Annotated in this window: 23 protein-coding genes; 21 read left to right on the top strand and 2 right to left on the bottom strand. The window is 60.5% G+C overall.

Going from position 1 to position 25,160, the window contains the following annotated elements; translation table 11 throughout:
• Positions 1 to 11 precede the first annotated feature (11 nt).
• From trbB to HK23_RS05935, 10 genes are read left to right on the top strand one after another with little or no spacing between them, the layout of a single operon-like run.
• Positions 12 to 968: a P-type conjugative transfer ATPase TrbB gene (gene trbB, locus HK23_RS05980; RefSeq protein ID WP_086653283.1), complete on the top strand. Its 957-nt coding sequence runs from the start codon at positions 12 to 14 to the stop codon at positions 966 to 968.
• The gene (locus HK23_RS05975) at positions 965 to 1,333 is read left to right on the top strand and encodes a TrbC/VirB2 family type IV secretion system protein (RefSeq protein ID WP_179193816.1); all 369 of its coding nucleotides are present in this window, start codon (positions 965 to 967) and stop codon (positions 1,331 to 1,333) included. Before trbB ends, HK23_RS05975 begins: the two co-directional genes overlap by 4 nt.
• Entirely contained in the window at positions 1,333 to 1,608 is a 276-nt protein-coding gene (locus HK23_RS05970) for a VirB3 family type IV secretion system protein (RefSeq protein ID WP_012553464.1), read from the top strand. The genes HK23_RS05975 and HK23_RS05970 overlap by 1 nt, the downstream gene beginning before the upstream one ends.
• Positions 1,609 to 1,621: 13 nt before the next feature.
• Complete coding sequence (trbE, locus tag HK23_RS05965; RefSeq protein ID WP_086653271.1) at positions 1,622 to 4,063, top strand: conjugal transfer protein TrbE; 2,442 nt, start codon at positions 1,622 to 1,624, stop codon at positions 4,061 to 4,063.
• Positions 4,060 to 4,842, top strand: a complete 783-nt coding sequence (gene trbJ / locus HK23_RS05960) for a P-type conjugative transfer protein TrbJ (protein WP_086653270.1) — start codon at positions 4,060 to 4,062, stop codon at positions 4,840 to 4,842. Before trbE ends, trbJ begins: the two co-directional genes overlap by 4 nt.
• Before the next feature lie 5 nt (positions 4,843 to 4,847).
• Complete coding sequence (gene trbL, locus HK23_RS05955) at positions 4,848 to 6,251, top strand: P-type conjugative transfer protein TrbL (protein WP_086653269.1); 1,404 nt, start codon at positions 4,848 to 4,850, stop codon at positions 6,249 to 6,251.
• A 5-nt stretch (positions 6,252 to 6,256) separates the two neighbouring features.
• Entirely contained in the window at positions 6,257 to 6,940 is a 684-nt protein-coding gene (trbF, locus tag HK23_RS05950) for a conjugal transfer protein TrbF (protein WP_086653268.1), read from the top strand.
• On the top strand, positions 6,937 to 7,929 hold the full coding sequence (gene trbG / locus HK23_RS05945; protein ID WP_086653267.1) for a P-type conjugative transfer protein TrbG: 993 nt from the start codon (positions 6,937 to 6,939) through the stop codon (positions 7,927 to 7,929). Before trbF ends, trbG begins: the two co-directional genes overlap by 4 nt.
• On the top strand, positions 7,926 to 9,125 hold the full coding sequence (locus HK23_RS05940) for a TraB/TrbI/VirB10 family type IV secretion system protein (protein ID WP_086653266.1): 1,200 nt from the start codon (positions 7,926 to 7,928) through the stop codon (positions 9,123 to 9,125). Before trbG ends, HK23_RS05940 begins: the two co-directional genes overlap by 4 nt.
• A complete protein-coding gene (locus HK23_RS05935; RefSeq protein ID WP_086653265.1) occupies positions 9,122 to 9,382 on the top strand; it encodes a DUF2274 domain-containing protein in 261 nt (86 codons plus the stop codon). Before HK23_RS05940 ends, HK23_RS05935 begins: the two co-directional genes overlap by 4 nt.
• On the opposite strand, the gene HK23_RS05930 is transcribed toward HK23_RS05935, so the two are convergent.
• A complete protein-coding gene (locus HK23_RS05930) occupies positions 9,345 to 10,271 on the bottom strand; it encodes a LysR family transcriptional regulator (RefSeq protein ID WP_086653264.1) in 927 nt (308 codons plus the stop codon). The genes HK23_RS05935 and HK23_RS05930 overlap by 38 nt on opposite strands.
• A 401-nt stretch (positions 10,272 to 10,672) precedes the next feature.
• On the opposite strand from HK23_RS05930, the gene HK23_RS05925 reads away from it, so the two are divergent.
• The 11 genes from HK23_RS05925 (at position 10,673) to HK23_RS05875 (ending at position 23,736) form a co-directional block, all read left to right on the top strand.
• A complete protein-coding gene (locus tag HK23_RS05925; RefSeq protein WP_086653263.1) occupies positions 10,673 to 11,179 on the top strand; it encodes a sigma-70 family RNA polymerase sigma factor in 507 nt (168 codons plus the stop codon).
• Positions 11,180 to 11,288: 109 nt separating this feature from the next.
• Positions 11,289 to 12,290, top strand: a complete 1,002-nt coding sequence (locus tag HK23_RS05920) for a FecR family protein (RefSeq protein ID WP_086653262.1) — start codon at positions 11,289 to 11,291, stop codon at positions 12,288 to 12,290.
• A gap of 146 nt (positions 12,291 to 12,436) precedes the next feature.
• A complete protein-coding gene (locus tag HK23_RS05915; protein ID WP_256940089.1) occupies positions 12,437 to 15,034 on the top strand; it encodes a TonB-dependent siderophore receptor in 2,598 nt (865 codons plus the stop codon).
• Positions 15,035 to 15,748: 714 nt separating this feature from the next.
• Positions 15,749 to 16,996 carry a PepSY-associated TM helix domain-containing protein gene (locus HK23_RS05910; protein WP_086653260.1) on the top strand — a complete coding sequence of 416 codons (1,248 nt, stop codon included), beginning with the start codon at positions 15,749 to 15,751 and terminating at the stop codon, positions 16,994 to 16,996.
• On the top strand, positions 16,993 to 17,244 hold the full coding sequence (locus HK23_RS05905) for a hypothetical protein (RefSeq protein ID WP_086653259.1): 252 nt from the start codon (positions 16,993 to 16,995) through the stop codon (positions 17,242 to 17,244). The genes HK23_RS05910 and HK23_RS05905 overlap by 4 nt, the downstream gene beginning before the upstream one ends.
• The gene (exbB, locus tag HK23_RS05900) at positions 17,241 to 17,987 is read left to right on the top strand and encodes a tonB-system energizer ExbB (RefSeq protein ID WP_086653258.1); all 747 of its coding nucleotides are present in this window, start codon (positions 17,241 to 17,243) and stop codon (positions 17,985 to 17,987) included. The genes HK23_RS05905 and exbB overlap by 4 nt, the downstream gene beginning before the upstream one ends.
• Before the next feature lie 6 nt (positions 17,988 to 17,993).
• A complete protein-coding gene (gene exbD, locus HK23_RS05895) occupies positions 17,994 to 18,503 on the top strand; it encodes a TonB system transport protein ExbD (RefSeq protein WP_086653257.1) in 510 nt (169 codons plus the stop codon).
• A 14-nt stretch (positions 18,504 to 18,517) separates the two neighbouring features.
• On the top strand, positions 18,518 to 19,381 hold the full coding sequence (locus tag HK23_RS05890; RefSeq protein WP_086653256.1) for an energy transducer TonB family protein: 864 nt from the start codon (positions 18,518 to 18,520) through the stop codon (positions 19,379 to 19,381).
• Positions 19,382 to 19,406: 25 nt separating this feature from the next.
• The gene (locus HK23_RS05885) at positions 19,407 to 19,814 is read left to right on the top strand and encodes an energy transducer TonB (RefSeq protein ID WP_179193815.1); all 408 of its coding nucleotides are present in this window, start codon (positions 19,407 to 19,409) and stop codon (positions 19,812 to 19,814) included.
• An 11-nt stretch (positions 19,815 to 19,825) separates the two neighbouring features.
• Positions 19,826 to 20,332, top strand: a complete 507-nt coding sequence (locus tag HK23_RS05880) for a Fur family transcriptional regulator (RefSeq protein ID WP_086653254.1) — start codon at positions 19,826 to 19,828, stop codon at positions 20,330 to 20,332.
• A gap of 104 nt (positions 20,333 to 20,436) precedes the next feature.
• Positions 20,437 to 23,736 carry an efflux RND transporter permease subunit gene (locus tag HK23_RS05875; RefSeq protein WP_086653253.1) on the top strand — a complete coding sequence of 1,100 codons (3,300 nt, stop codon included), beginning with the start codon at positions 20,437 to 20,439 and terminating at the stop codon, positions 23,734 to 23,736.
• A gap of 4 nt (positions 23,737 to 23,740) precedes the next feature.
• Here the strand turns inward: HK23_RS05875 and HK23_RS05870 are convergent, their stop codons facing one another.
• Positions 23,741 to 24,919: a site-specific integrase gene (locus tag HK23_RS05870; protein WP_086653252.1), complete on the bottom strand. Its 1,179-nt coding sequence runs from the start codon at positions 24,917 to 24,919 to the stop codon at positions 23,741 to 23,743.
• Positions 24,920 to 25,160 lie beyond the last annotated feature (241 nt).

Raw genomic sequence — 25,160 nt, 5'->3', positions numbered from 1 at the left:
GCGGCACGTCCATGCTGCGCACGGCGATGGGACCGGCGATTGCCCGGCACCTCGCTGATCCTACCGTGGTCGAAGTCATGCTCAATCCCGATGGGCGGTTATGGATCGACCGTCTGTCCGTGGGGCTGGGCGATACCGGCGACAGGGTTGCGCCAGCCGATGCCGAGCGCATCGTGCGTCTGGTCGCGCATCATGTCGGGGCTGAGGTGCATGAGGCAGCACCCCGTGTCTCGGCCGAACTGCCAACCGGCGAACGGTTTGAGGGATTGCTGCCGCCCGTTGTGACCGCCCCGAGTTTCGCGATCCGCAAGCCCGCTGTCGCCGTGTTCACGCTCAATGACTATGTCGCCGCCGGGATCATGACCGATGCCCAGGCAGATTTCCTGCGGCATGCGGTCTCGGACAGGAAGAATATCCTGGTCGTAGGCGGGACCAGCACCGGCAAGACGACGCTGGTCAACGCTCTGCTGGCCGAGGTGGCAAAAACCGATGACCGAGTCGTCCTGATTGAGGACACGCGCGAACTGCAATGCACGGCACCCAATCTCATCGCCCTGCGGACCCGTGAAGGCGTGATTACGCTTTCGGACCTTGTCCGGTCCGGCCTTCGCCTGCGTCCGGACCGTATTCCCATCGGTGAGGTGCGTGGGGCCGAAGCCCTTGATCTGGTCAAGGCATGGGGTACCGGGCATCCGGGTGGCATCGGTACACTACATGCCGGATCGGTACTGGCGGCCCTGTATCGTCTGGAACAGCTGATCCAGGAGGCGGTGGTCACGGTGCCACGCGCCATGATCGCCGAAACCATCGATGTCATCGCCGTGCTGTCCGGGCGCGGGAATTCCCGCCGCCTGTCCGAACTGGCGGAAATCGACGGCCTTGATCCTGAGACGGGCGCCTATCGCATCCGTCCGGTCAGCTTTTCATCTCCCGAAACATCCCGCTCTGCCAATGGAGAATCATCATGATGCCGCCTTCACGTCTGCGCGCGATCGTGTGCGCTGTCGCACGTCCTGACCGGCATATGCCGGATCTCCGTGTGTTCGGAACCTCCATGCTGCTGTCGCTTGCTTTCGCGTCATCGGCCTGGGCCTCGGGCTCTTCCATGCCGTGGGAGACGCCCCTGAACGAGATCCTGGAATCCGTGCAGGGGCCGGTGGCGAAGATCATCTCGGTCATCATCATTACCGTGACCGGCCTGACCCTGGCCTTTGGCGAAACATCCGGCGGGTTCCGCAAGATGATCCAGATTGTCTTCGGCCTTTCCATCGCTTTTGCGGCGTCGAGCTTCTTCCTGTCGTTCTTCTCCTTCTCCGGCGGGGCGCTGATCTGATGGCGGGATATGACGATGACGCGGTGCCGGGCTTTCATGTCCCGGTACATCGCTCGCTGACCGACCCGATCCTGCTGGGGGGCGCGCCCCGTGCCGTCGCCATCGCCAACGGCACGCTGGCGGCGGCCATAGCCCTCGGTCTGCGGCTCTGGCTGATCGGGGCGGTGTTCTGGATCGTGGGCCACGGGCTCGCGGTCTGGGGTGCGAAGCGCGATCCTTTCTTCATTGAGGTGGGGCGGCGGCATCTGCGCTACCCCGCCTGGCTGCGGGCGTAGGGAGAGCAGGGCGATGATGTCCCTTGGCGAATATCGCAATCGTGCTGCCTTCCTGTCGGATTTTCTCCCCTGGGCCGCACTGGTCGAAAAGGGCGCAGTTCTGAACAAGGACGGCAGTTTCCAGCGCACGGCGAAAATTCGAGGCCCTGATCTGGATAGCGCCACGCCTGCCGAACTGGTCGGCGTGACGGGTCGGCTGAACAACGCCCTGCGCCGTCTGGGTTCCGGCTGGGCCGTGTTCGTGGAAGCGCAGCGCGTCCCGGCGACAGTGTATCCCGAGAGTGATTTCCCGGATGCCGCCTCGCACATGGTGGACCTTGAGCGCCGGGAAGCCTTCGAAGATGAGGGCGCGCATTTCGAGAGCCGGTATTTCCTGACCCTGGTCTGGCTGCCACCGGCGGAATCATCTGATCGGGCTGCCCGGTTCCTCTTTGAGGGTAGGGAGCGCGAGGGACCGGATCCGCATGGCATGTTCCATACGTTTGTGGACCGCAGCGATCGGCTTCTGGCCCTGCTGGATGGTTTCATGCCCGAAGCGACGTGGCTGGATGACGGGGAGACCCTGACCTATCTGCACAGCACCATTTCGACCCGGAACCAGCGGGTCCGGGTGCCGGAAATTCCGATGCACCTTGATGCGCTCCTGGTGGATCAGCCCCTGTCGGGCGGGCTGGAACCAAAGCTGGGTGATGCCTTCCTGAAAACCCTGACGATCACTGGTTTCCCCAGCCGCACCTTTCCCGGAATTCTGGACGATCTGAACCGGCTGGCAATGCCCTATCGCTGGTCCACCCGTGCGATCCTGCTCGACAAGACGGATGCGACGAAGGTGCTGACGAAAATCCGTCGGCAGTGGTTCGCAAAGCGCAAGAGTATTGCCGCCGTCGTGCGCGAAGTGATGACCAACGAGGCGTCAGTTCTCGTGGATAACGATGCCGCCAACAAGGCAGCCGATGCCGATCTCGCCCTCCAGTCGCTCGGTGCCGACGACGTGGGGCAGGCCTATATCACCGCGACCGTCACGGTCTGGGATGGTTCCGCATCCATTGCGGTCGAGAAGCTCCGGCAGGTTGAGAAGATCATCCAGGGCCGCGACTTCACCTGCATGACGGAAAGCCTGAATGCGGTGGAAGCCTGGCTCGGCTCCTTGCCCGGCCACGTCTACGCCAATGTGCGCCAGCCGCCGGTCTCGACCCTGAATCTGGCGCATATGATCCCGCTGTCGGCTGTGTGGGCCGGGCCGGAGCAGGACGGGCATTTCAGAGCCGCGCCGCTGTTCTACGGCAAAACGGCGGGCGCGACACCTTTCCGGTTTTCCCTGCATGTCGGGGATGTCGGTCACACGTTGATTGCGGGACCGACGGGAGCGGGCAAATCCGTGCTGCTGGCGCTGATGGCGTTGCAGTTCCGTCGCTATGCGGGATCGCAGATTTTTGCCTTTGACTTTGGTGGTTCCATGCGGGCGGCGACGCTGGCAATGGGAGGCGATTGGCACGATCTGGGTGGCGGTTTGACCGATGATGATCCATCGGGAGAACAGGGTGGCAATGTCTCGCTCCAGCCTCTGGCGCGGATTGATGATCCCGATGAGCGGAAATGGGCCACGGAATGGTTGGGCCAGATCCTCGTTAGCGAAGGCGTCACGCTGACGCCGGACGTCAAAGCCCATCTCTGGTCGGCTCTGAATTCGCTGGCGTCATCGCCGGTTCAGGAGCGGACCCTCTCGGGGTTGGTCGCACTCCTCCAGTCCAACGCCCTGAAGCAGGCACTGGCGCCATATTGCCTCGGTGGCCCTTATGGTCGCCTGCTCGACGCGGATGCCGAGCGGCTGGGAGATGCCGATGTGGTGGTGTTCGAGACCGAGGGGCTGATCGGTTCCGGGGCTGCCTCTTCCGTGCTGTCCTACCTGTTCCATCGGATCGAAGGTCGTCTGGACGGCCGGCCGACCCTACTGGTGATCGACGAGGGCTGGCTGGTCCTCGACGACGGGGATTTCGCCGGCCAGCTCCGGGAATGGCTGAAAACCCTGCGCAAGAAGAACGCCAGCGTCATCTTCGCTACTCAGTCCCTGTCCGACATCGCCAATTCCCGCATTGCCCCGGCGGTGGTGGAAAGCTGTCCGACGCGCATTTTCCTGCCCAATGAGCGTGCGATCGAGCCGCAGATCATGGCGCTTTATCGGGACTTCGGTCTGAACGACCGGCAGATTGCCATCATCGCGCGTGCGGCCTCGAAGCGGGAGTATTACTGCCAGACGCAACGGGGCAACCGGTTGTTTGAACTTGGGCTTGGTCCTGTTGCCCTGGCGCTGTGCGCGGCCTCCGGCAAGGACGATCACCGGCTGATCGACAGTGTGCAGGCGGAACACGGACCAGACGGCTTTCTCCCGGCCTGGTTCGAGGCGCGGGGTGTCATATGGGCGGCGGACCTTCTGCGGGGAGGGGACGTGTCATGATGGAAAAACTTTTCCGCATCCGGGCAAAACTTTTCCGTCGCGCAAACCTGTTGGCATCCGTCATGGCCTTGGCGGTTGGTGCCAGCGTCAGTTCGGTGCAACCTGCCCACGCGCAATGGGCGGTCTATGATGGGGCGGCGCATGTCCAGACCGTGCTGATCGCGGCGCGGGAATTGCAGCAGATCAACAACCAGATCACCTCTCTCGCCAATCAGGCGCAGATGCTGGTCAACCAGGCGAAGAATCTCGCCCTGCTGCCCCTGTCGACATTGTCGACGCTGCAATCGACAATTTCCCAGACCACGGCACTCCTCGCACAGGCGCAGAACATCGCCTACAGCGTTACCTCGGTCGAGCAGCAATACCAGCAGGCCTATACGTCGATCTCCTCCTCCATGGCGGACAGTGCCCTGTTCAGTCAGGCACAGACACGCTGGCAGAATTCTGTCGGCGGGTTCGAGGACGCACTGAAATTGCAAGCGCGTGTGGTGGGAAACATCCCGAGCGACAGTTCGGCCATGACGCAACTGGTTTCGGCCAGCCAGAGTTCGGCCGGGGCCTTGCAGGCTGCCCAGGCCGGGAACCAGCTTCTGGCCCTGCAATCCCGTCAGTTATCCGACATTCAGGCCGAACTTGCCGCCAATGGCCGCGCCACAGCCCTGCAACAGGCGCGCGATGCGGCCACGGAAGCAGAAAGTGAGGCCCAGTATCAGCATTTTTCCCAGCATGACGCCTATGTGCCGGGCACGGTGTCGATGTTCGGCAGCAGCGGGAACTGACCGCCATGGCGATGGGCAATGTGGGTGTTATCGACACCTTCCTGAATACCTTCACCACCACCATCGACAGCGGCTTCGGTCTGGTGAAGGGGAATGTGATCTCACTGGCCGGAACACTGTCCGTGCTGGATATGGTGCTGGCTGGCCTGTTCTGGGCCTGGGCTGCTGATGAGGACATCATCCAGCGTCTGGTGAAGAAGACGCTGTATATCGGCTTTTTTTCCTTCCTGATCAGCAATTTTTCCAGTCTCTCGAAGATCGTCTTCGACAGTTTTGCTGCTCTCGGACTGAAGGTCGGCGGTGGCAGTCTGGCGCTTGGAGACTTCCTGCGGCCCGGCCGACTGGCCTCGACCGGATTTACGGCAGCGCAGCCGCTTCTGGACTCTGTCCACAATCTCCTTGGTCCGGTCGCCTTCTTTACGAACTTCATTCAGATATTCGTGCTCTGCCTGTCCTGGCTGATCGTGCTGGCGGCGTTCTTCATCCTCGCCGTGCAGCTTTTCGTGGCGCTGATCGAGTTCAAGCTGACCACGCTGGCGGGTTTCATCCTGATCCCCTTCGCCCTGTTCAATCGCACCGCCTTTCTGGCCGAAAAGGTGCTGGGCAATGTTGTTTCATCCGGTGTGAAGATCATGGTGCTGGCGGTCATTTCCGCCATCGCGTCCGTTCTGTTCGCCCAGTTTACGATCTCCTACGGCAGCGATGTGCCGACCATCGGCCAGGCCGTCTCGGTTGTGCTGGCGTCGCTTTCGATCGTCGGGCTCGCCATTTATGGCGGCAGCATCGCCAATGGCCTGATTTCCGGTGCCCCGCAGCTTGGTGCGGGCGCGGCAGTCGGTACCGGCATGGCGGTTGGCGCCATGGGTGCTGCCGCTGTTGCCGCGCCCGCTGCCGCAATTTCCGGAGGTGCCGCTGCGCTGGGCGCTACAGCCGCCGCGCGGGGAGGGGCCGCGATCGCGGGTGCGGCCAACACCGCTTATTCCATGGGAGCCATGAATGCTGCCGGTGGCAGTGCCGGTGCCCGTATGGCGGCTGGTCTGGGCGGTGTCGCCCGGGCGCCGGGCAGTGCTGCCGCAAATGCCGTGAAGAGTAAAATGTCTTCGGCGGCGACCGCCATGAAGCAGAGCTACGGCGAGGGAGCGCGCGGCACCTTCACCGCGACGGGCGGACGTTTCACGGGTGGGTCGTCGTCCGATGCGAACGGCGGTCAGGCCGGTGGTCCGTCAGGTAATGGCGGCGGACCAACGGGTGGTGGTGAAGGCGGCAGTCCCGACGGTCAGTCACCCCGCTGGGCGCAAAAGATGAAGCGCCGCAATGCCGCCGCCCATGCTGCCGAGGCCGCGCATGTCATTCGCTCCGCCGACGGCGGGGGCGGATCTTCCTCCATCGATCTGTCGGAAAAGGAATGAGGACGATGTTCCGTCGCTCCACCACCCGCTACGGGACCACGCCCGAACCCGTGACCCCGTATCAGAAAGCCGCGCAGATATGGGACGAACGGATCGGTTCCGCCCGCATTCAGGCCCGCAACTGGCGACTGATGGCGTTCGGCTCCCTGTTCCTGTCCGCAGGCCTTGGCGTAGGGTTGGTCTGGCAGTCCGCACGCGGCACCATCACGCCGTGGGTCGTGCAGGTGGACCGTCTGGGCGAGGCGCAGGTCGTGGCCCCCGCGACAGCGGGCTATATGCCCACCGATCCGCAGATCGCCTGGTATCTGGCGCAGTTCGTCCACGACGTGCGCGCCCTGTCATCCGATCCCGTGGTGGTCCGGCAGAACTGGCTGCGGTCCTATGATTTCACCACCACGTCGGGTGCTCAGGCGCTCAACGATTATGCCCGCCAGAACGATCCCTTTGCCCGTATCGGGCATGAGCAGGTCGAACTGGACGTGTCGTCCGTCATCCGGGCATCGCCCGCGAGTTTCCGGATTGCCTGGGTCGAGCGGCATTTCCGTGACGGGGCGTTCACCGGCACCGAACGCTGGACCGCCATCGTGTCGGTTGTTCTGCGCACGCCACGCGATGCCGATCATCTTCGCCGCAATCCACTCGGGATTTTCGTCTCCGCCATCAACTGGTCGAAGGAGCTGGGCCAATGATCCGTCGTGCTCTCCCGCTGCTAGTCCTGCCTCTGGCCGGATGCGCGCAGCATTACCATCCGCCGGTCATCCGGTACGATGACGCCGTGCAGGCCACGCGTCTGCCGGATCCGCCGAAGCCGGTGCGGGTGGTGGAGGTGCCTCAGCCACTTCCCCTGCCGGGCCAGCTCAAGCCGCTGCCCTCACGACGCACGACCCATCTGGTCCCGGAAGTCGCCGACCCGGCCGCGCGTGTGACGCAGGCCAATCTGGCCGCACGCATCCAGCCCACGCGAGCCGGGTTCATCAACGCGGTGCAGGTCTATCCCTATTCTCCGGGTGCCCTCTATCAGGTCTATACTTCGCCGGGCGAGATCACCGACATCATGCTCCAGCAGGGGGAGAAGCTGGTAGGCACCGGGCCGGTTGCCGCCGGCGATACGGTGCGCTGGATCATCGGCGATACCGAGAGCGGGGTAGGGGCGACAAAGCGGATTCATATCTTGGTCAAACCGACGCGGCCAGATCTGACCACCAACCTGATCGTCAACACGGATCGGCGCACCTATCTGGCGGAACTGCGCTCTACACCAGCGACGTATATGGCGTCGGTGTCGTGGGACTATCCTGAAGATAACCTGATTGCCCTGCATCGGCAGGACAGTGCGGCCGATGATGCTGCCCCTGTGGATGCCGGGCTGGATCTGAACGCGCTGAATTTCCGTTATGCCATCCAGCCGGTGAAAGGGGGCACGCCGCCCTGGCTGCCCGGCCGGGCGTTCGATGACGGCCACAAGGTCTATATCGCCTTTCCAGCCGGGATTGGGCAGGGGGAACTGCCGCCGCTCTTTGTGCTGGGAGCCGATGGCGGGCCGGAACTGGTCAATTACCGGGTGCGGCAGAACTGGATGATCGTGGACCGGCTGTTCGCTGCCGCCGAACTGCGGCTGGGCGACAAGCATTCCGAGCAAAGGGTGCGTATCGTACGCACGGATGGCAGGAAGTCATGACCGACACGCAGGATCGTCAGGATGAGGGTGGGGACGTGTCCGGCAACGGAAGCGGATCGGGACCATCATCCCCGCCTTCTCCTCCCGATTTGCGCCTGCGGGCGGAACGACCGCGCGTTGTGTGTCTTAACCGCACCGTGGTCTGGACGTTGGGGGCTGCCGGGATGCTCGCAATCGGCCTTGCTCTTGGATACGCGCTGCAAAACAGCACACAGAAAGGGGCAGTCCAGGCGGCGCAGGATGCGGACACACGTCCGTCGGCTGACGGGCTGGCCGCACTTCCCAGCGATTACAGTGCCGTCCCGAAGCTCGGGCCGCCCTTACCGGGTGATCTCGGCAAGCCGATCCTTGACGCCCAGAAGGAGGGTCGTGCGGGGCAGGCTTCTGGCATTGGAGATCGGCGGGGCGATCAGGAGATTGAGGCGGCCCGCACCAGTAAGCTCTTTGCCCAAGTCGAGGGGCACGATGGCCAGACCGCGCAGACAATGCCGGGGCAAGCAGCGTCCGGAACACGGAGGTCGCCGACCGCCACGGACCAGCAGGCCGGCAATCGCGCTTTTCTGGCGGGTCAGCCCGACCGCGCGACGCTCAGCCCCGATCGGATCGCGCCTCCTGCCTCGCCCTATATCCTGCAGGCCGGAACCGTCGTCGCCGGAGCGCTGAATACGAAGATCAGCTCGGACCTCCCCGGTCAGATTGTGGGCCATGTGACCCAGAACGTCTATGACAGCCCGACCGGCCGTTATCTGCTGATCCCGCAGGGAAGCACGCTGTTCGGAGCCTATAACAGCGGGATTTCCTTCGGGCAGCAGCGCACGCAGATCATCTGGACGCGGCTGATCTATCCGAACGGCGAAAGCCTCGTTCTGGAAAAGCTGCCCGGTGACGACGCCATTGGCCAGTCCGGTCTGTCTGACGAGGTGAACAACCACTGGGCCCAGCTCTTCAGGGCGGCCCTTGTTACCACCCTTCTCAGTGTTGGGTCTGAAGCGGGCACGTCGTGGAATGAAAACAATCTCATGCAGGCCATCCGCAGCGGGGCGAGCAACGGCTTTTCCATGGTCGGCAACAGGCTGATCGACCGGAGCCTGAACGTCCAGCCGACGCTGACCGACCGGCCTGGCCTGCCGTTCACGCTCATTCTGAATCGTGACTTGATCCTGAAACCCTGGCACGCAAAGGAACCGGCTCCATGACCAAGTTGCGTATCACCGAAATACCCGATGAGAAGCCAGTTCGCGTCACTGTAGACCTGCCGGCAGACCTCCATCGCGATCTTGTCGCCTACGCGGCGCTTGTCAGCCAGAACGGCCAGCCCGTCGATCCTGCGCGCCTCATGCCTCATATGATCCGTGCCTTCATCACGTCCGATCGCGGGTTTCGAAAGCTCCGGCAAGGGGCACAGCGACGGAACCCTAAAACGCAGCCGCCTGCTGCTCCAGAAAACGGATGACCTTCTGCGCGGCTGGCGGACAGGTCTCACGCTGCCAGGCCGCGCCATAGGCGAAGTGGGAAAATCCGTCGCCGTCGATCACCTCCACCACAGCAATGCGCTCCCGGATGGAAGGGGGTAGAAAGCCGAGCCATGTGTCTGGCAAGAGGGCGATATTGCTGCCATTTGCCGCCAGGGCTACGACCCGCAGGCTTCGAACTGCTTCCTGCCGTGTCTTGGGTACGAAGCCCGCCTGTCGCATTTTGCGCGTCAGGAGTGCGAGCAATTCTTCTCCAGTCTCGTCCTTGCCGATCAGAAAAATTGCGTCATGCAACTCGGCCCAGGAAGCGGTTCCGGACTGTGCGACAGGATGCCCCACCGACATGACGGCAACGATGCGATCGCTCCAGAGTGGGACGGATGCAACCCCGGCACCGGGTAATGGCAGCGTCATGACGGCCAGATCAATCGTACCATCTCTGAGGGCCAGAAGCAGATCCTGCCTTGTCGCATCCCGCCAGGCGAAGGAAATTCCCGCCTCCATGACGGGGTATGGCTCCAGCATCTCCGAAACCCGGCCCGGCGGGAGACTGCCTTGCAAACCCACCGAGATGATCCCGTTATCGCCATGGCTCCAACGTCGTGTCCGTTCATAAAGCGCTGTTGCTCCATCAAGGAGCAGTTCTGCCTCTTGCAGAAACGCCGTTCCTGCCTGTGTGAGCCGGGTGCCTCCAGATGTCCGGCGGAAGAGGGGAACGCCGAGCCGCTCTTCCAGCAGGCGTAGAGAGCGGCTGATGGCAGATTGCTTGCCTCCCATCATACGGGCCGCGCCATGGATGCTGCCTGCGCGAGCGATGATCCGCACCGTCAGCAGTTCGCGGAGGTCCAATGGTGGGCGCCTTATCGTCATCTTCTAGCTATCCCAACGACTTGCATGCTGCCGAAAGGATCACTAACAGGCCGACGCATGGTGGTTCACACCTTGTGCTCGGCGGATGCTGCCGGGCGACCGAAACGCACATCTGGCAAATTGGTCAAGTTCGTCGCGACCACCATCCGCAGCTTCCCTTCTTCTGTTTCCTTGCTATGCGAAACCGGCGTTCCATGTCCGATAGAGACAGGACGATTCCCGGCAAAAAATATTCAGAAAAACCAGCAAGACCGGCTGCGAGGCTGCCCCATCGACAAAGTCAGTTGCGGAAGTCCTGTTGTTCCCGTATGGGAAAATGAGAACCATTCTTAAATACACCTTCATGTCCGCCTGATACCGGATACGGAGATGGATCGACGCGGGGAAGGAGCCCCGAGGCAGTGCCGCGTGACAGGAAATTTCTGGCTTTATATGCCGCCCACCGTAATGCCCTGCTGAACTACGCGAGCACCATCACCGGCGATCGCGTAAACGCGGAAGACGTGGTGCAGGAGGCCTGGGTGCGGTGCGCGGCGGCCGTCGCGCCACGGGAAAACCCGCTGAGCTATCTGTATCGTGTCGTGCGTAACCTTGCCATTGATGGACGCCGTAAGGCCGATCTGGAGCGTCGGCGCTATGACGCCGGTGACAGCGACCGGATTGACCAGATTGCCGAGGATAGGGCCTCCCCCGAGGCCGAGCTGGCGGCTCGGGATAACATCCGCCGTCTTCAGGCCGCTCTTGCGGAGCTTCCCGAGCGCACCCGTCGCGCGGTCGAACTTTATCGGCTTGGCAACCACACCTATAAGGAAGTCTCTGAACAGCTTGGCATTTCTGTCGGCCTCGCCCATGCTCTTGTTCTGGATGGGCTTGAGCATTGTCGGAAGCGCCTCGGCGGCATCGAATAAGTCCATATGCATTTATTTTTTGAAAATACGAGGCCTTCAATTCGTCTCTATCGCAGGGAGCGAAGCGCATCATCCGTAGCGTTCCGCAGCATCGTCGGATACTGAGAGTATGGCTACGGAACAGCAGGATCGGGCGGACGGCGCCATTCCGTCACCGCGTACGGCCACCGAGTGGTTGCTGGCACTGAACGAGGCACCGGATGACGTGCTTCTGCAGCGTCGTTTTCAGGCATGGCTGACCGACGATCCGGCTCATGAACGGGACTGGATCAGCGTCAATAGCATGTTCGACCAGCTTGGGTCCGCTTTGTCATCCGACACATCGCCTCTGGGAACCTCCACAGTGGTATCGTTTCCGCCTGACCGACGCGTGAAACGGCGGCGGCTGGCCCTTGTGGCTTTCGGGCTTGCTGCTGCCTGTGTGGCGGTTGGCGTTTTCAGCCCCGAAATCCTGCTCCGCTTTCGCGCCGATCAGATGACCGGGGTTGCCCAGCAACGCGAAGTCACGCTTGCCGACGGCAGCACGATCCGGCTCGCACCATCGAGCGCCATTGCGACCCATTTCACCACCGGACGCCGTGACGTCCGTCTTTTGCGTGGCGAAGCCTTCTTCCAGGTGGTTCATGATACGAAGCGACCCTTTGTCGTGACGACAGGCGCGGTCCAGACAACGGATGTCGGGACCGCCTTTGACATCCGTCGTAACGATGCGGACACCACTGTCGCTGTCCGCGAGGGCGCCGTGCAGGTTGAAGGCAACGGATCATCGCGCGGGTTGTCCGAAGTCCTCCATGCCGGAGACGAGATACGCGTCTCCACGAATGAAGGTGGCGTTTCTGGTGTCGCACGTCGGCATGTGGAGCCCGAAGAGGTCGCGCTATGGACGAGCGCGCGGGCGATGGTCCGGGACCGGACAGTCGGGGATGCCGTAGACGCCATTCGTCCCTGGTTCCACGGTGTTATTATCCTGCGTGGGGACATTGCCCGTCAGCCGCTGACCGGGGTCTATAATCTCTCTGACCCACTTGAGGCGCTGGCAGCTGTGGCGCACGCACAAGGTGCGGCTATGTATCGGATTTCGCCCTGGATTGTGGTTCTGTCCGCGCGCTGATCGTTTGCCCCCCAAAAATTCGAAAACTTTTTTTGAATATCCGGATACCCGGTTTCGTCTCTCCATCAAGAAGCTGCTGTTGCGTCTGAATTGCAACAAGTCGGATTCAGAATTTGGATATGACGCGGACTGGAGACGATACGAACATGAAAACAGGTACTGCGTCCGGGCAGGCGGCTAAAGGACGTCCATGCTGGCTGGCGGCCGCGCTGATGACAACGACGCTGGCGGGCCTGGGCGGGCACGCGGCGAGTGCAGCTACCGCGCAAACTATAGCGGCACCTGCGCCGACCTCGGCGCAAAGCTTCAATATTCCGGCGCAGAAGCTTGGTGACGCTTTGGCTTCCTTCGGGGCTCAAAGTGGCTGGCAGGTTTCCGTGCGGGCTGACGTCATCCGTAATGCCACCAGTCCTGGCGTTAGCGGTAGCCTGACGCCTGCTGATGCGCTTTCCCGCTTGCTGGCAGGAACGGGTTTTACATATCGCTTATCGGGAGGCCATACGGTGACGCTCGTTCCGGCAGCAGCCAATATTACGCTTGGGCCAGTGCGTGTAGGCGGTAGTCTTAATACGCACGAAGCCGCAATTGGACCCGGCGTCGGTTATGTCGCGACATACACAGACGCTGGAACAAAAACGGACTCTCCCATTACAGAAATCCCTAATTCAGTTTACGTTATTACCAAGCAGCAAATCTTGGATCAGCAAGCTCAGACAGTGAACGAAGTACTACGCTATATGCCTGGGGTGTACGCTGAAAAATTGGGGACCGCGAACGTGACTACTGCCGGGGGAAATGCAAACGGCACCGGGTCAGTCATGATGCGTGGCTTTGCAGCAACGCAATATGTTGACGGTGTTATGTCTAATACCATATCAGCCGGTGAAACTGCGTTTATCGAGCGTGTTGAAGCGCTCAACGGTCCTGCATCCGTTTTATATGGCCAGGTTGGGCCAGGCGGCCTGATCGCAACGCGGCTTAAACAGCCGGGAGGAACTCCTGTCCATAATGTCAGCGTGGGATTTGGTAACTGGGGCCGTTACGAGGCCACCTTTGATGTGGGAGATAAAATTACAAAATCTGGAAATCTGAAATATCGCATTGCTGGGATAGGAGTAACGCAAGGAAGTCAAACAGATTACCTCCATTATAAAAGAGTCGGTGTGCTACCATCAATTAAATGGGAAATCGATAACAAGACAAGTCTGACCTTAATTGGTGAATACATGTATACGCCATCGAGTCCACAAGGGTATGGTTATCCGGGGGTTGGCTCCCTGGTTCCGGGCTTACACGGCTATATTCCACGCTCACGCTTTTTAGGAGATCCATCTTTAAATCAAAATGGTCAACGGGATGCTGCATTTGAATATCAGTTTCAGCATAAATTTAATAAATTTATAGAATTCCAACAGACGTTTCGATATGAAGACTCATCAACAAATTTTAATAGGACATATTTACGAGGAGCTCTTCATGCTGATCAAACCATAAACCGCAGCGCATGGCATCAGGCTAGTTCGAATGCTACGGTGGCCCTTGATAGCAGATTGATCGGACATCTCAATACGGGCAGCATCCACCAGACTCTTGTGGCAGGAATGGATTTTAGGCGCGTAAATATAACACAAAATCTCGCCTACGATCACAATGGCGTGGACCCCATAAATATTTGGGATCCTATATATTATGTGACATATCCTAACTATAATCTGAGTAGTCCAGATAATGTTTCATGGCAAGATATGAGAGAAAGTCAATATCAAAGTGGAGTGTATTTTCAGGATCAAATAAAATGGGGACGTTTGTCGGTTCTTCTTGGTGGACGACAAGATTGGTACAATTATAAAGCAACTGTCACAGCAGCTGATAATTATATGGCTTTGGGACATGGCGTGATTACCGAGCCTTATGTGTTTGATAGGGAAAACTCATCGCGATCAAAATTTACGTGGCGTGCCGGGTTGACATATAATTTCGATTTTGGCCTAACGCCGTATTTTAGCTACGCAACCTCATTCATTCCACAAACGGGTTCATTCCAGTATAACGGTCAAGCGACCCAGCCACTCAATGGAAAGCAATTTGAAGTCGGATTAAAATATCTTATTCCTAATACAAGTGTTTTACTGACAGCTGCTGCTTATGACATCAAAGAAAATCACTATCAGATTGAAGACACTGAACATCCCGGTTATCAAGCGGACGCGGGCACGGTTACGTCCAAAGGTGTCGAATTGTCAGCGCATGCCAATGTCACGAAAGACCTCCGTTTAACCGCGTCTTATTCATTTAATGAGACGCGTGCCACAAAGAGCAATAATACAGTATATCTTACAGACATGTATGGAAATCCCATTGGCCCCAATGACGGTGCCATTTCTGAACAGGGGAAATACATCGCAGGATTGCCACGTAATATGGTTAATTTGTTTGTAGATTATACGTTGCCACGAAAAATATTCTATGGCCTGGGAGTAAATTTTGGTATCCGCTACATTGGTAGTACCTATGCAGATAATGCGAACAGTTACAAAGTTCCGGCCTATCTCTTGTTTGATGTTGGCGCACACTATGATTTCGAAAATGCGTCACCAATGCTGAAAGGCTTGCGAGCTCAGGTCGCAATATCTAACCTTGCGAATACAAGATACGTCACGTCATGTAGTTCCGGTGACAGCGGGGGTATGTGTTATTACGGGCAAGCACAGCGCATTTACGGGAATTTCTCGTATAGTTGGTGAAATTTCCCCGCCCGAAACTACAACGTCTTTTCCCAATTAAATTCAGCATCTTACCTCTCGTCTCCATGCCAAACTCGTGGGGCAACATCGCTGCAAATTCCGAGGGGCATCCCATGCAACAATCATGGATTGCCCCTTGCAACATTTGAGTGGCGAACCACGCCAACCGCGTGGGACGGTGTGGTGCAATTCCGTGACTTACGTTGGCGCGCATTAGACAGCCACTTACCACCTAAACTGAGAGAAAATTTTGTCTTGACCACAAGACGTTACCCGTCGTCCCCATGCCGAATTCGTGTGGTCCACGCCCTGCAAGATCCGTGTAGTGACCCGTGCCAAATTCGTGGAGTGGGGATGTGCAAAATGCGAGACCTGTTCGTGTAAAATTCGTTGGGTAGAGGATGCAGTTTTCATAAAGCTTTGTACAAAATTCATGATGAGCTTCTGGAAGTAGATATTTTGTGTGCTTTCAAGGTGTGGACGCACTCTGGATAAGAAACCAAGTCACCAGAAAAAATGAAAATATGTTCCCCCAGATCGTCTTAGAGAATGGGACCGGCTTTCAGTCCGGCATGGAACGCCCTGCGGCATATGATCGCATGGATGCACCTGCCGTGACTGGATAGGTCAGGAGCGAAGAGCAAAGGATCTGGTTTTGCGTGCATTTGACATTTGCGACTCACTCTTACACGCATTTGTGAGCGTGCGGGTTCTATGACCAATCGAGCCCTTCGTCGCTGGTTCGTGGTCCATAAATGGACGAGTCTGGTCTGCACGCTGTTCCTGCTGATCGTGTGCGTGACCGGCCTGCCGCTGCTGTTCTCCGAGCAGATATGGGACACGTTCGTCGGCGACGATGACCCGCCTTATGAGGTTCTGCCGACCGGCACGCCGAACGCCAGTCTGGATGTGATCGTGGACAAGGCGCGTGCGCTCTATCCCGGCCAGATCATCACCAGCGTCAATCCGGATGACGATGAACCGGCGGTGCTGGTCTCCATGGCTCCAAGCTGGCAGGCCCTGAAGGACGACGAAAATTACCCGGACCGCCACTCCGGCCACTGGATCAAGTTCGACGCCCGCACGGCGAAGGTGCTGGAGCAGTCGCGCCCGGCGGACGCGCCCAAGGAGCCACGTACCTGGACCGGCATCATCATGGGGATCTGCAATCGGCTCCATACCAGCCTGTTCGCCTATCTGCCGGGTCGCCTGTTTCTTGGTGCGATGGGCGGTGTTTTTGTCGCTTCGCTGATCTCCGGCACGGTGCTTTATGGCCGGTTCATGAAGCGCCTGCCGTTTGGCTCGGTCCGAACGGATCGGGCCTCACGCCTGACCTGGCTGGACCTGCACAACCTGCTGGGTGTGGCCACGCTGGTCTGGGCAACGGTGGTGGGCTTCACCGGGCTGGTCAACGAACTTCAGACGCCGCTGTTCGGGCTGTGGCGCGTGACCGATGTGCGGCAGATCCTCAAGCCCTACGCCAACCTGCCTGTGCCGGCGCAGGACCATCTGTCCTCCGTGCAGGCCGCGTTCGATACGGCAGCCAAAGCAGCTCCCGGTAATGAGGTGACCGGTCTGTCCTTCCCCGGCGCCTCCTTCGGCAGTCCGGTGCATTACGTACTCTGGACGCGCGGCGCGACCCCGCTGCGGGCACGTCTGTTCACCCCGGTTCTGGTTGATGCCCGCACGGGCGAACTGACCGGAGCGTATCCGATGCCATGGTATCTCCGCTTCCTCGAAATCTCCCGCCCGCTACATTTCGGTGATTACGGCGGCATGCCGCTGAAAATCCTGTGGGCGCTGCTTGATATTGTCGTGATTGGCGTTCTGGTCAGCGGCCTGGTGCTGTGGGCTGGTAAACGGAAGATCGCCACCGACGCCCGGCTGCGGGCACTGGGGTACGATCTGGATAATGTGGACGATGCGGCTGTTCCTGGCCTGACGGCGGAGACAGTCCGATGAACGCCGTCGCTCCCGAAATCCCCATACAATCCCAACCTGTTTCGGCATTACGTCCGTCCGTCGTCGTCTGGCCGTGGCCGATCGCGCTGGGCCTGCTTACCATCTTCGGCCTGCTGTCCGCCCTGCTGGGACAGCATGGCGTCTGGCTGGCCCTGTCCTGGGCTGCCCTGTCCATTCCCTTCATTGTTACGGTCATCTGCCTGATCCGGGCGTGGCGCAGACCGTCTTCCAAAGGAGGTCTCTCATGACCGATCTTGCCCCCATTTCCTTTTCCCCGTGGGACATGTTCCTCAATGCTGGACCCGTCGTCCGCTGCGTGATGACCCTGCTGGCCGCAGCTTCGCTGCTGACCTGGACCATCTTTATCGCCAAGTCCGTCGAACTGCTGAGGGTGCGGATGAAGCTGACAAAGGCCGAGCAGACGCTGGAGCAGGCCAATACGCTGGATCTCGGCGAGCAAGGCACGCGCCAGAACAGCATTGCTCACACACTGGTCATGGCGGCCGAAACCGAGCGCAAGCGGTCCGCAGACATCCCGGATGACAGCGAGGGGCTGAAGGAGCGCATCGTCCTGCATCTCGAACGGCTGGAAGCGGCCGAGGGACGCAGGCTCCTGCGCGGCACCGGCGTGCTGGCCACCATTGGCGCGACCTCACCTTTTATCGGCCTGTTCGGCACGGTCTGGGGCATCATGACGTCCTTTACCGGCATTGCCGCCAGCAAGGCGACCAGTCTTGCCGTGGTGGCTCCCGGCATCGCCGAGGCCCTGCTGGCGACAGCCCTCGGTCTGGTGGCTGCCATCCCGGCGGTGGTGATCTACAACCATCTCGCCCGTCAGACGGCGTCCTGCCGAGCCCAGGTGGCGGATCTGACATCGCTGGTTATGCGTCTTGTCTCCCGCGATCTGGGCCGCATGCAGGCACTGACCGCCAGCGGACAGGTGGTGCGGCTGGGCGCATCGCGTGATGCCCGCACGGTCGCCGGGGAGTGATCCGTCATGATCCGCATCCGCCACACCGATGAGAGCCCGCATGAGGCCAGCGAGATCAACGTCACGCCGTTCATTGACGTGATGCTGGTCCTGCTGGTGATTTTCATGGTCACGGCCCCGCTGACCACGGTGAATGTGCCGGTGGACCTGCCGTCCTCGACCGAAAAGCCGACGCCACGCCCGGACGATCCCGTGTTCCTGACCGTAAAAGCCGATCACGGTCTGGCGCTGGGGGAGGATGACGTCAGCACCGATGCGTTGCCCGGCGCACTGGAGAGTGCGACCAAGGGCAATAAGGACGAACGGGTCTTCCTGCGGGCCGACAAGACAGTCGATTACGGCACGCTGATGGGCGTGATGGATAAGCTGCGTTCCGCTGGCTACCTCAAGGTCGCGCTCGTGAATCTTCAGGGGCAGGAGGAAGGCAGCGAAGCCGGGCCGGCGCCAGTGCCAGCGGGCGGCGGTGCATCTGCCACATCGGCTGCCACTGCGCCTGCACCCGGAGCGACACCGTGAGCGACGCGATGAACATGGCGGATACGGCGGTTTCTGCGGGCGTGGCTCAGGATACGGTCCAGCCGTCTTTTGCCGACTGGCAGAGGGGACAGGCGCGGCTGACGTTGCGTGAGGACGCCATTCGCTGGGGCCTGTCTTTCCTTGCCGTGCTGGCGGTCGGTGGGGGAGCGATCTGGTGGATCATGCGTCTGCCGCCCCCGGTCATGGCCGTGCCCGAACCACCACCTGCGGCCATCGCCATCGACATGGCGCCCGAGCCCGTCTCGACGCCCACCCCGCCCACGGACCTGCCGCCGGGACCACAGCAGACCCAGTCCATTCCCGATCCGGCCCCGGTCGAGCCACCCAAGATCACCGCTCCACCTTCGCCCGCGCCCAATCCACCGATCCCGGTGCCAAAGCCCGAGAAGCCCAAGAAACTGGTGAAGAAGCATAAGCCGGTGCCGATGCTCAAAAAGCCGATCCCCGACAAAACGCCACCCGCCGAGGCGACAACCGCGCCGCCCTCATCGGAAGCACCACCCGCGCCCACACAGGCAGCGCCTGCACCCGGCGCGTCGTCGTCAAAGGCGTCGCACGACCCGGTGACCTGGCAGGGCGCGCTGCTCGCGCAACTGGAAAAATTCAAGCGCTACCCGTCCGACGCCATGGCCGACCATCAGGAAGGCGTGCCCACCGTAACCTTCTCCATGGACCGCAAGGGTCATGTGCTCTCGGTCACACTCGCCAGCAGTTCCGGTCATGCGCTGCTGGATCAGGAGGCGGTCGCCCTGCCCAAACGCGCCCAGCCACTGCCCATTCCACCGGACAGTGTCGCGGGGGATCCGATCACCCTGACCGTGCCCGTCGAATTCTACATCCATGCTGGTGGGAGCTAAAGAGTTGAGCAGGCGTCCATGCCGTGTGGCGGAACGGTATCTTTTTCCGGTCGTTGGCCTTCTGGTTTTCTCAGCGCTTCCTCTTCAACTGGGGCGGGCTCAATCCGTCACGGAAAGTCAGAACGATCTGGTGCTGTGGCAAACCGGGATTGTCAGCAGACTGACAGACAGCCGTCGTTATCCTCCTCAGGCCCGAGCAGATCATGAGGAGGGCATCGTCCTTGTGCGCTTTGCGCTGGATCGACGTGGTCATGTCCTGACCCCGAGCTTTGCCAGAACGTCCGGGCATCCTCTCCTGGATCAGGAAGCCCTCGCGATGCTGAAGCGTGTTGGCACTCTGCCGCCTCCACCGTCCTCAATTCCGCAAGATCCGGTTTTTCTGACTCTGCCGGTCATGTTCTGCCTGAACACGAAAAACTGTCCCAAATCCTGAAAGGGTTTTCCATGCTTGCCTTTTCCGAACACCGCCGTTCACCACCCGTCCTGAACCAGATCCGTCCTGGCATGGGCGCCAGCCGCAGCGCCGTGCGCAGGCTGGAAGACCGTTGCGAAGAGGTCGGCATCAAGATGACCGATCTGCGGCGCATCCTGCTGCATGGCATCCTCGAAGTCGGCCCCCGCGCGACGGCGGTGGAAATCTGGAAAACACTGGGAAAAATGATGGAGGATGGGCACGCCCCTTCACAGGGGTCGATCCAACGTAATCTGAATCTTTTTGTCGAACGCGCCATCCTGCGCCGTGATGTCACGCCCGATCGTCTGTGGCGCTACAGCGTGGCGCCTGAACCCAGAGTCGCGCTTGCCATCACCTTCGTGGAAGCGGGGACAGGTCGGAAGATCGCCTGCAACGCACCGGAAGTTGCGACCCTGCTGCGCCGGGTGGCGGCCGAACATGGGCTGGCGGTGCAGGCCGCCGCCATCACGGTCACATCGTCAGTGGGTATGTCATGACGACAGAATAGGGAGGCGGAAAACTTTCTTCGTCTTTCTCTGAAAAAATGCCCGCGTCGATCGTCTTATAGAGTGAGCCCTCCCGCAGGGACGGGACATCTTCCTTGAAATTCATCGCCTGGTTTGTCCGTCGCCCGGTAGCGACGCTCCTTCTGCTGCTCTCCGCCGTGCTGTCGGGCCTGATGGCGCTGCCCCTCCTCCCGGTCTCGGACCTGCCCGACGTCGACCTGCCGGTGATCTCGGTCTCGGCTTCCAACGCAGGCGGCTCGCCAGAGGTCATGGCCCGCACCGTGGCCGCCCCGCTGGAGCGGCATCTGGGCAATATCGCCGGTGTCACGCAGATGATGTCTTCCTCCACACGGGGGCAGACCTCCATCTCGCTGGGGTTTGAACTGGGTCGCGATCTCAATGGCGCGGCCCGTGACGTGGAAGCGGCGATCCGGGCCGCGCGACGCGATCTGCCGACCACGCCCGGGTCCGATCCCAGCTATCACCGTGCCAATCCCAACGCGACGCCGGTGCTGATTCTGGCGGTGACGCCCGGCATGCAGTCCATGGCAAAACTGTACGATCTGGTGAACACGACGCTGCGGCCGATGCTGCTGCAGGTGCAGGGCGTGGGGGACGTCACACTTATGGGCAGTTCAGCCCCTGCGGTGCGGGTGGAGATGAACCCGCTGCTGTTCTTCAAGTATGGCATGGGCTTCGAGAACCTACGCGCGGCTTTGGCCTCGGCCAACGCCCATACGCCAAAGGGCGTGATCGACATGGGGGACCGGCGTTACCAGCTTGCCGTCAATGATCAGGCCGAGCATGCTGACGCCTATCGGGATCTGGTGATCGCCTATAAAAGCGGCCACCCGATCCGGCTGCGCGATGTCGCGACCGTCACCGACAGCATGCAGGACGTGAATGCCGCCGCGTTCTTTGACGGGAAACCGGCCCTGACCCTGATGGTGCGCGCCCAGCCGGGCGCCAATCTGGTAGGCATCGTCGATGAGGTGAAAGCCCGTCTGCCCCGACTGCGCACGCTGATGCCGCCGGGAGCGGATATTGCCGTGGCGCGGGATGGCTCGGCGGTGATCCGCTCCTCGCTGCACCATACGCTGGTCACGCTGCTGGCCGCCTGTGTTCTGGCGCTGGCCGTGGTGTGGGTATTCCTGCGCTCGTGGACAGCATCCGTGGCAGCCGCGATCATCGTGCCGTGCTGCCTGATCGCCAGTCTCGGGCCGATGCATCTTGCAGGCTTCGGGCTGGATAATCTCTCCCTCATGGCGCTGACGGTGGTCACGGGACTGGTGGTGGATGACGCCATCGTGGTGATCGAGAATATCATCCGCATGCGCGAGCGGGGGCTTTCCATCGACGAAGCTGCCATTGCCGGGGCCAGCGAGGTGGCGTTCACGCTGCTCTCCATCACCGTCTCCGTGCTGGCGGTCTTCCTGCCCATCGGGCTGGCGTCGGGTCTGACAGGACGGCTGTTCCGGGAGTTCGCTGGCACCGTCGGCATTGCCGTGACTGTCTCGCTGGTTCTGTCCTGCATGGTCACACCGTGTCTGACAGCGTTGTGCATGCGATTTGCCGAGGGAAAAGACACCCGCATCGACGAAGAGCACCCGACTGCAGCAGAAGATCATTCCCACGGCACCGATACCGCAGATTTTCTGGATCATGAAAAACACAGCGGCAGCCTGTATCGCTGCACCTTGGAAGTCTGCCTGAGCCATCCCGGCAAGACGGCCTTGTTGCTGCCATTGACCTTGCTGGTGGGCGTGGTCCTGTTCACCCGCATGCCAAAGGTCGTGTTTCCGCGTCAGGATATCGGCATCGTCTCGGGCGGCTCACGGGGCAGCGGCAGTTCTCTGGCGCAGACCAAGGAGCGGCTTGAGCGGTTCAGCAGGGTGCTGCTGGAGGATCCGGCGGTCAGCCATGTCATCGCCTATCTCGATACCGGCGAAGGCTCCAGCCACGGCATGGTGTTCGCCACCTTGCGGGATCTTTCCACCGGACGCGCTTCGGGAACCGAAGTGGCCGCCAGGGTCATCGCCCGGATGGGGAAAGATATCCACGCCGAATACCATGCCCAGGCGCCGGGCAATATCATGATGCGGGTCGGCTCGAACAGCAGCGGGGTCAGCTACCTTCTGCGCAGCGAGGATGATCGATTGCTGGGACCGGCGATACGCAGGCTGGCAAAAGCCCTGCGGCATCATCCGGAGTTCACGGATGTTGACCCCGACGTCGATCCACCGGGGCAGGGGATCACGCTCGCGATTGACCGCGACACCGCCGCCCGCGTTGGCGTGACGCCCCAGGTCATCGGCAATACCCTGTCCGACGCGCTGGGCCAGACCACGGCCTCGGTCGTCTACACCACGCACGGGCAATACAATGTCGTGCTGACCGTGGAAAACCGCTTCCAGCGCGATCCTGATATCCTGAAACAGTTCTGGATTAGCCCTTCGGGTGGGTCAGCGTCCGGCAGTTCAGCATCGAATACCATCCGGGTGGTCACGTCGGCCACGGCCAGCACCACAGCCTCGACCGGTGCCACGGCGTTTCGAAACCAGATCGCCAATTCGCTGGCGGGGGGAGCCAATGCCTCAACCGGATCGGCGGTGGCGACCGGGGCGGAGACGCTGGTGCCGCTGTCGGTGGTGGCGCGAATGACCCCCAGCCTTGACCCTGTGGCCGTGACCCATATCGGCTATGCCAGTTCTGCGTCACTGGCGCTGGAACTGGCTCCCGGTGTCAGCCTGTCGCAGGCACAGACGATCATCGATCAGGGGTGGCGCAGCCTGCATCTGCCGGAGACTATCACCGGCGAGTTGCAGAGCGATGAGGGGGACGTCGGCAAAAGCACCCATGACAGCGAGATCCTGATCATCGCGGGCATCCTGGCCGTCTGGATCACGCTGGGCATGCTCTATGAAAGCGTGTGGTACCCGCTGACCATCCTTTCCACCATTCCCTCGGCCGGGATTGGGGCCATCATGGCGCTGGACCTGTTCGGGCTGCCGTTCTCGGGCATGGCGGTCATCGCCATGCTGCTGCAGACCGGTATCTCGCTCAAGAACGCCATCCTGCTGGTGGATTTTGCCATTCATGCCGAGCGCGAACGTGGCCTGACGTCACGGGACGCCATCCGCGAGGCCTGCCTGCTACGGCTGCGGCCCATTGTCATGACTACCTTTGCCGCTGCCCTCGGCGCACTGCCGCTGGTGCTGATGGGGGGCTACGGCATGGAGCTGCGCCAGCCGCTCGGCATCGCACTGATCGGTGGTCTGCTGGTCAGTCAGGCACAGACCATGTTCACCACCCCGGCGCTCTATCTGCTGGTGGGACGATGCGCTGCGTTCGGCCGAGTATTCCAGAAGGAACGCCCAAATCGGCAAAGCCTGTAACCGCTTACTCGACTGCGGTGACTGGTGTGGCCTTTGTTGTGGAAAGGGCGGCAGAGATTTTGAGATCGATCCCTTTGACCGCGCGCTGGATCGGCTCTTTCTTGAGGTGGGCGTAACGTGCGGTCGATTTGAGATCCCGATGGCCCAGCAGTTTCCCGATCATGATCAGATCCTCGCCGAGTTCCAGCGCATCGGATGCAAAGGAATGGCGGAGATCATGAATGCGGACATCCTCCAGCCCGGCTTCCTTTCGGATGCGCCGCCATGGCTTCTCCAGATCGGTCAGGTGGCCACCTTCTTTCCGTCCTGTGATGACATAGGGATTGCCCTCGACCCTTGGGATGCCTCCAAGCAAGCCGACCGCACTTTCGCCTAACTGAACCGTGCGGGCGCCATTTTTGGTGTCCGGTAGCCTGATTACCCCTTCATCTAGATGGACGTATTCCCATTTCAGGCGCTGGACTTCCCGCAGGCGACAGCCGGTCAGAAGCAGGAGCTGGAGCGCATTGACGGCCTTGGGCATCGTGGAACGGGCATCATCGAGCGCTTGGCCCAGGCGCTGATGTTCTTCTGCCGTGAGGTAGCGCTCACGTTTCAGCTCCTTGTAGCGTTTTACGCCCCGGCAGGGATTCACGTTATCTTTTCGGACGCCCCACAGGATCGCCAGCGAGAACATTTTAGACAGAACGCCCAGGGTCCGGTTGGCCTGATAGGGAATGTGGCGATAGGTATGATGGAAGGCGACAACATCGGAGTGGGTGAGGGCGTCCATCTTCCGGTTGCCAATCTTTTTCGCAATGAAAAGGTCAATCGCGCGCTTGTATTCGGCTTGGGTCGTGGGTTTCAGATGCGTGTTCACATGCCGTTCGACGAAAGTCTTGCTGAACTGGCTGACGGTCGGGCAGGAGCGCTCTTCTCCGCGTTCGACATTGGGATCGCCACCATTTTTTACGCGGGCGAGAATCCTGATCGCCTCATCTCGTGCCTTGTCTGCCGTCCATGGACCATGATGGCCGATCGTATAACGGCGGAATCTGCCATTGGTCCGGTAATGAACCACGTAGCTCATCCGGCCCGAAGGCCAGACCCGCAAGGCGAAGCCGGCGACCTGATCGTCCCAGACGATGTAGTCCTTCTCAGCAGGTTGAAGGGTGGCGATGATGCGCTTTGAAATCCGGGGCATGGCTTCCTCCGCAGGATGCGTATAGGATGCAAATGGGACTGAAACGTCAGCGTGAGCTGGCGTAGGAAGCTGAGCGAAATTGCACGATTTATGCAATTAAAATAATGGGATAGTCGTAGATTGGCGTAAGGTATGCGGATATTTCGCGGTGCGGCGTAGGCCCTGCTATCAAACTCATAACCTGAAGGCCGCAGGTTCAAATCCTGCCCCCGCAACCAATATCCTAAAAAAATAAAGCAAA

This window comes from Acetobacter malorum (assembly GCF_002153605.1).
GTDB classification, from domain to species: domain Bacteria; phylum Pseudomonadota; class Alphaproteobacteria; order Acetobacterales; family Acetobacteraceae; genus Acetobacter; species Acetobacter malorum_A.
This window is presented reverse-complemented; position numbering and strand designations above follow the sequence as displayed.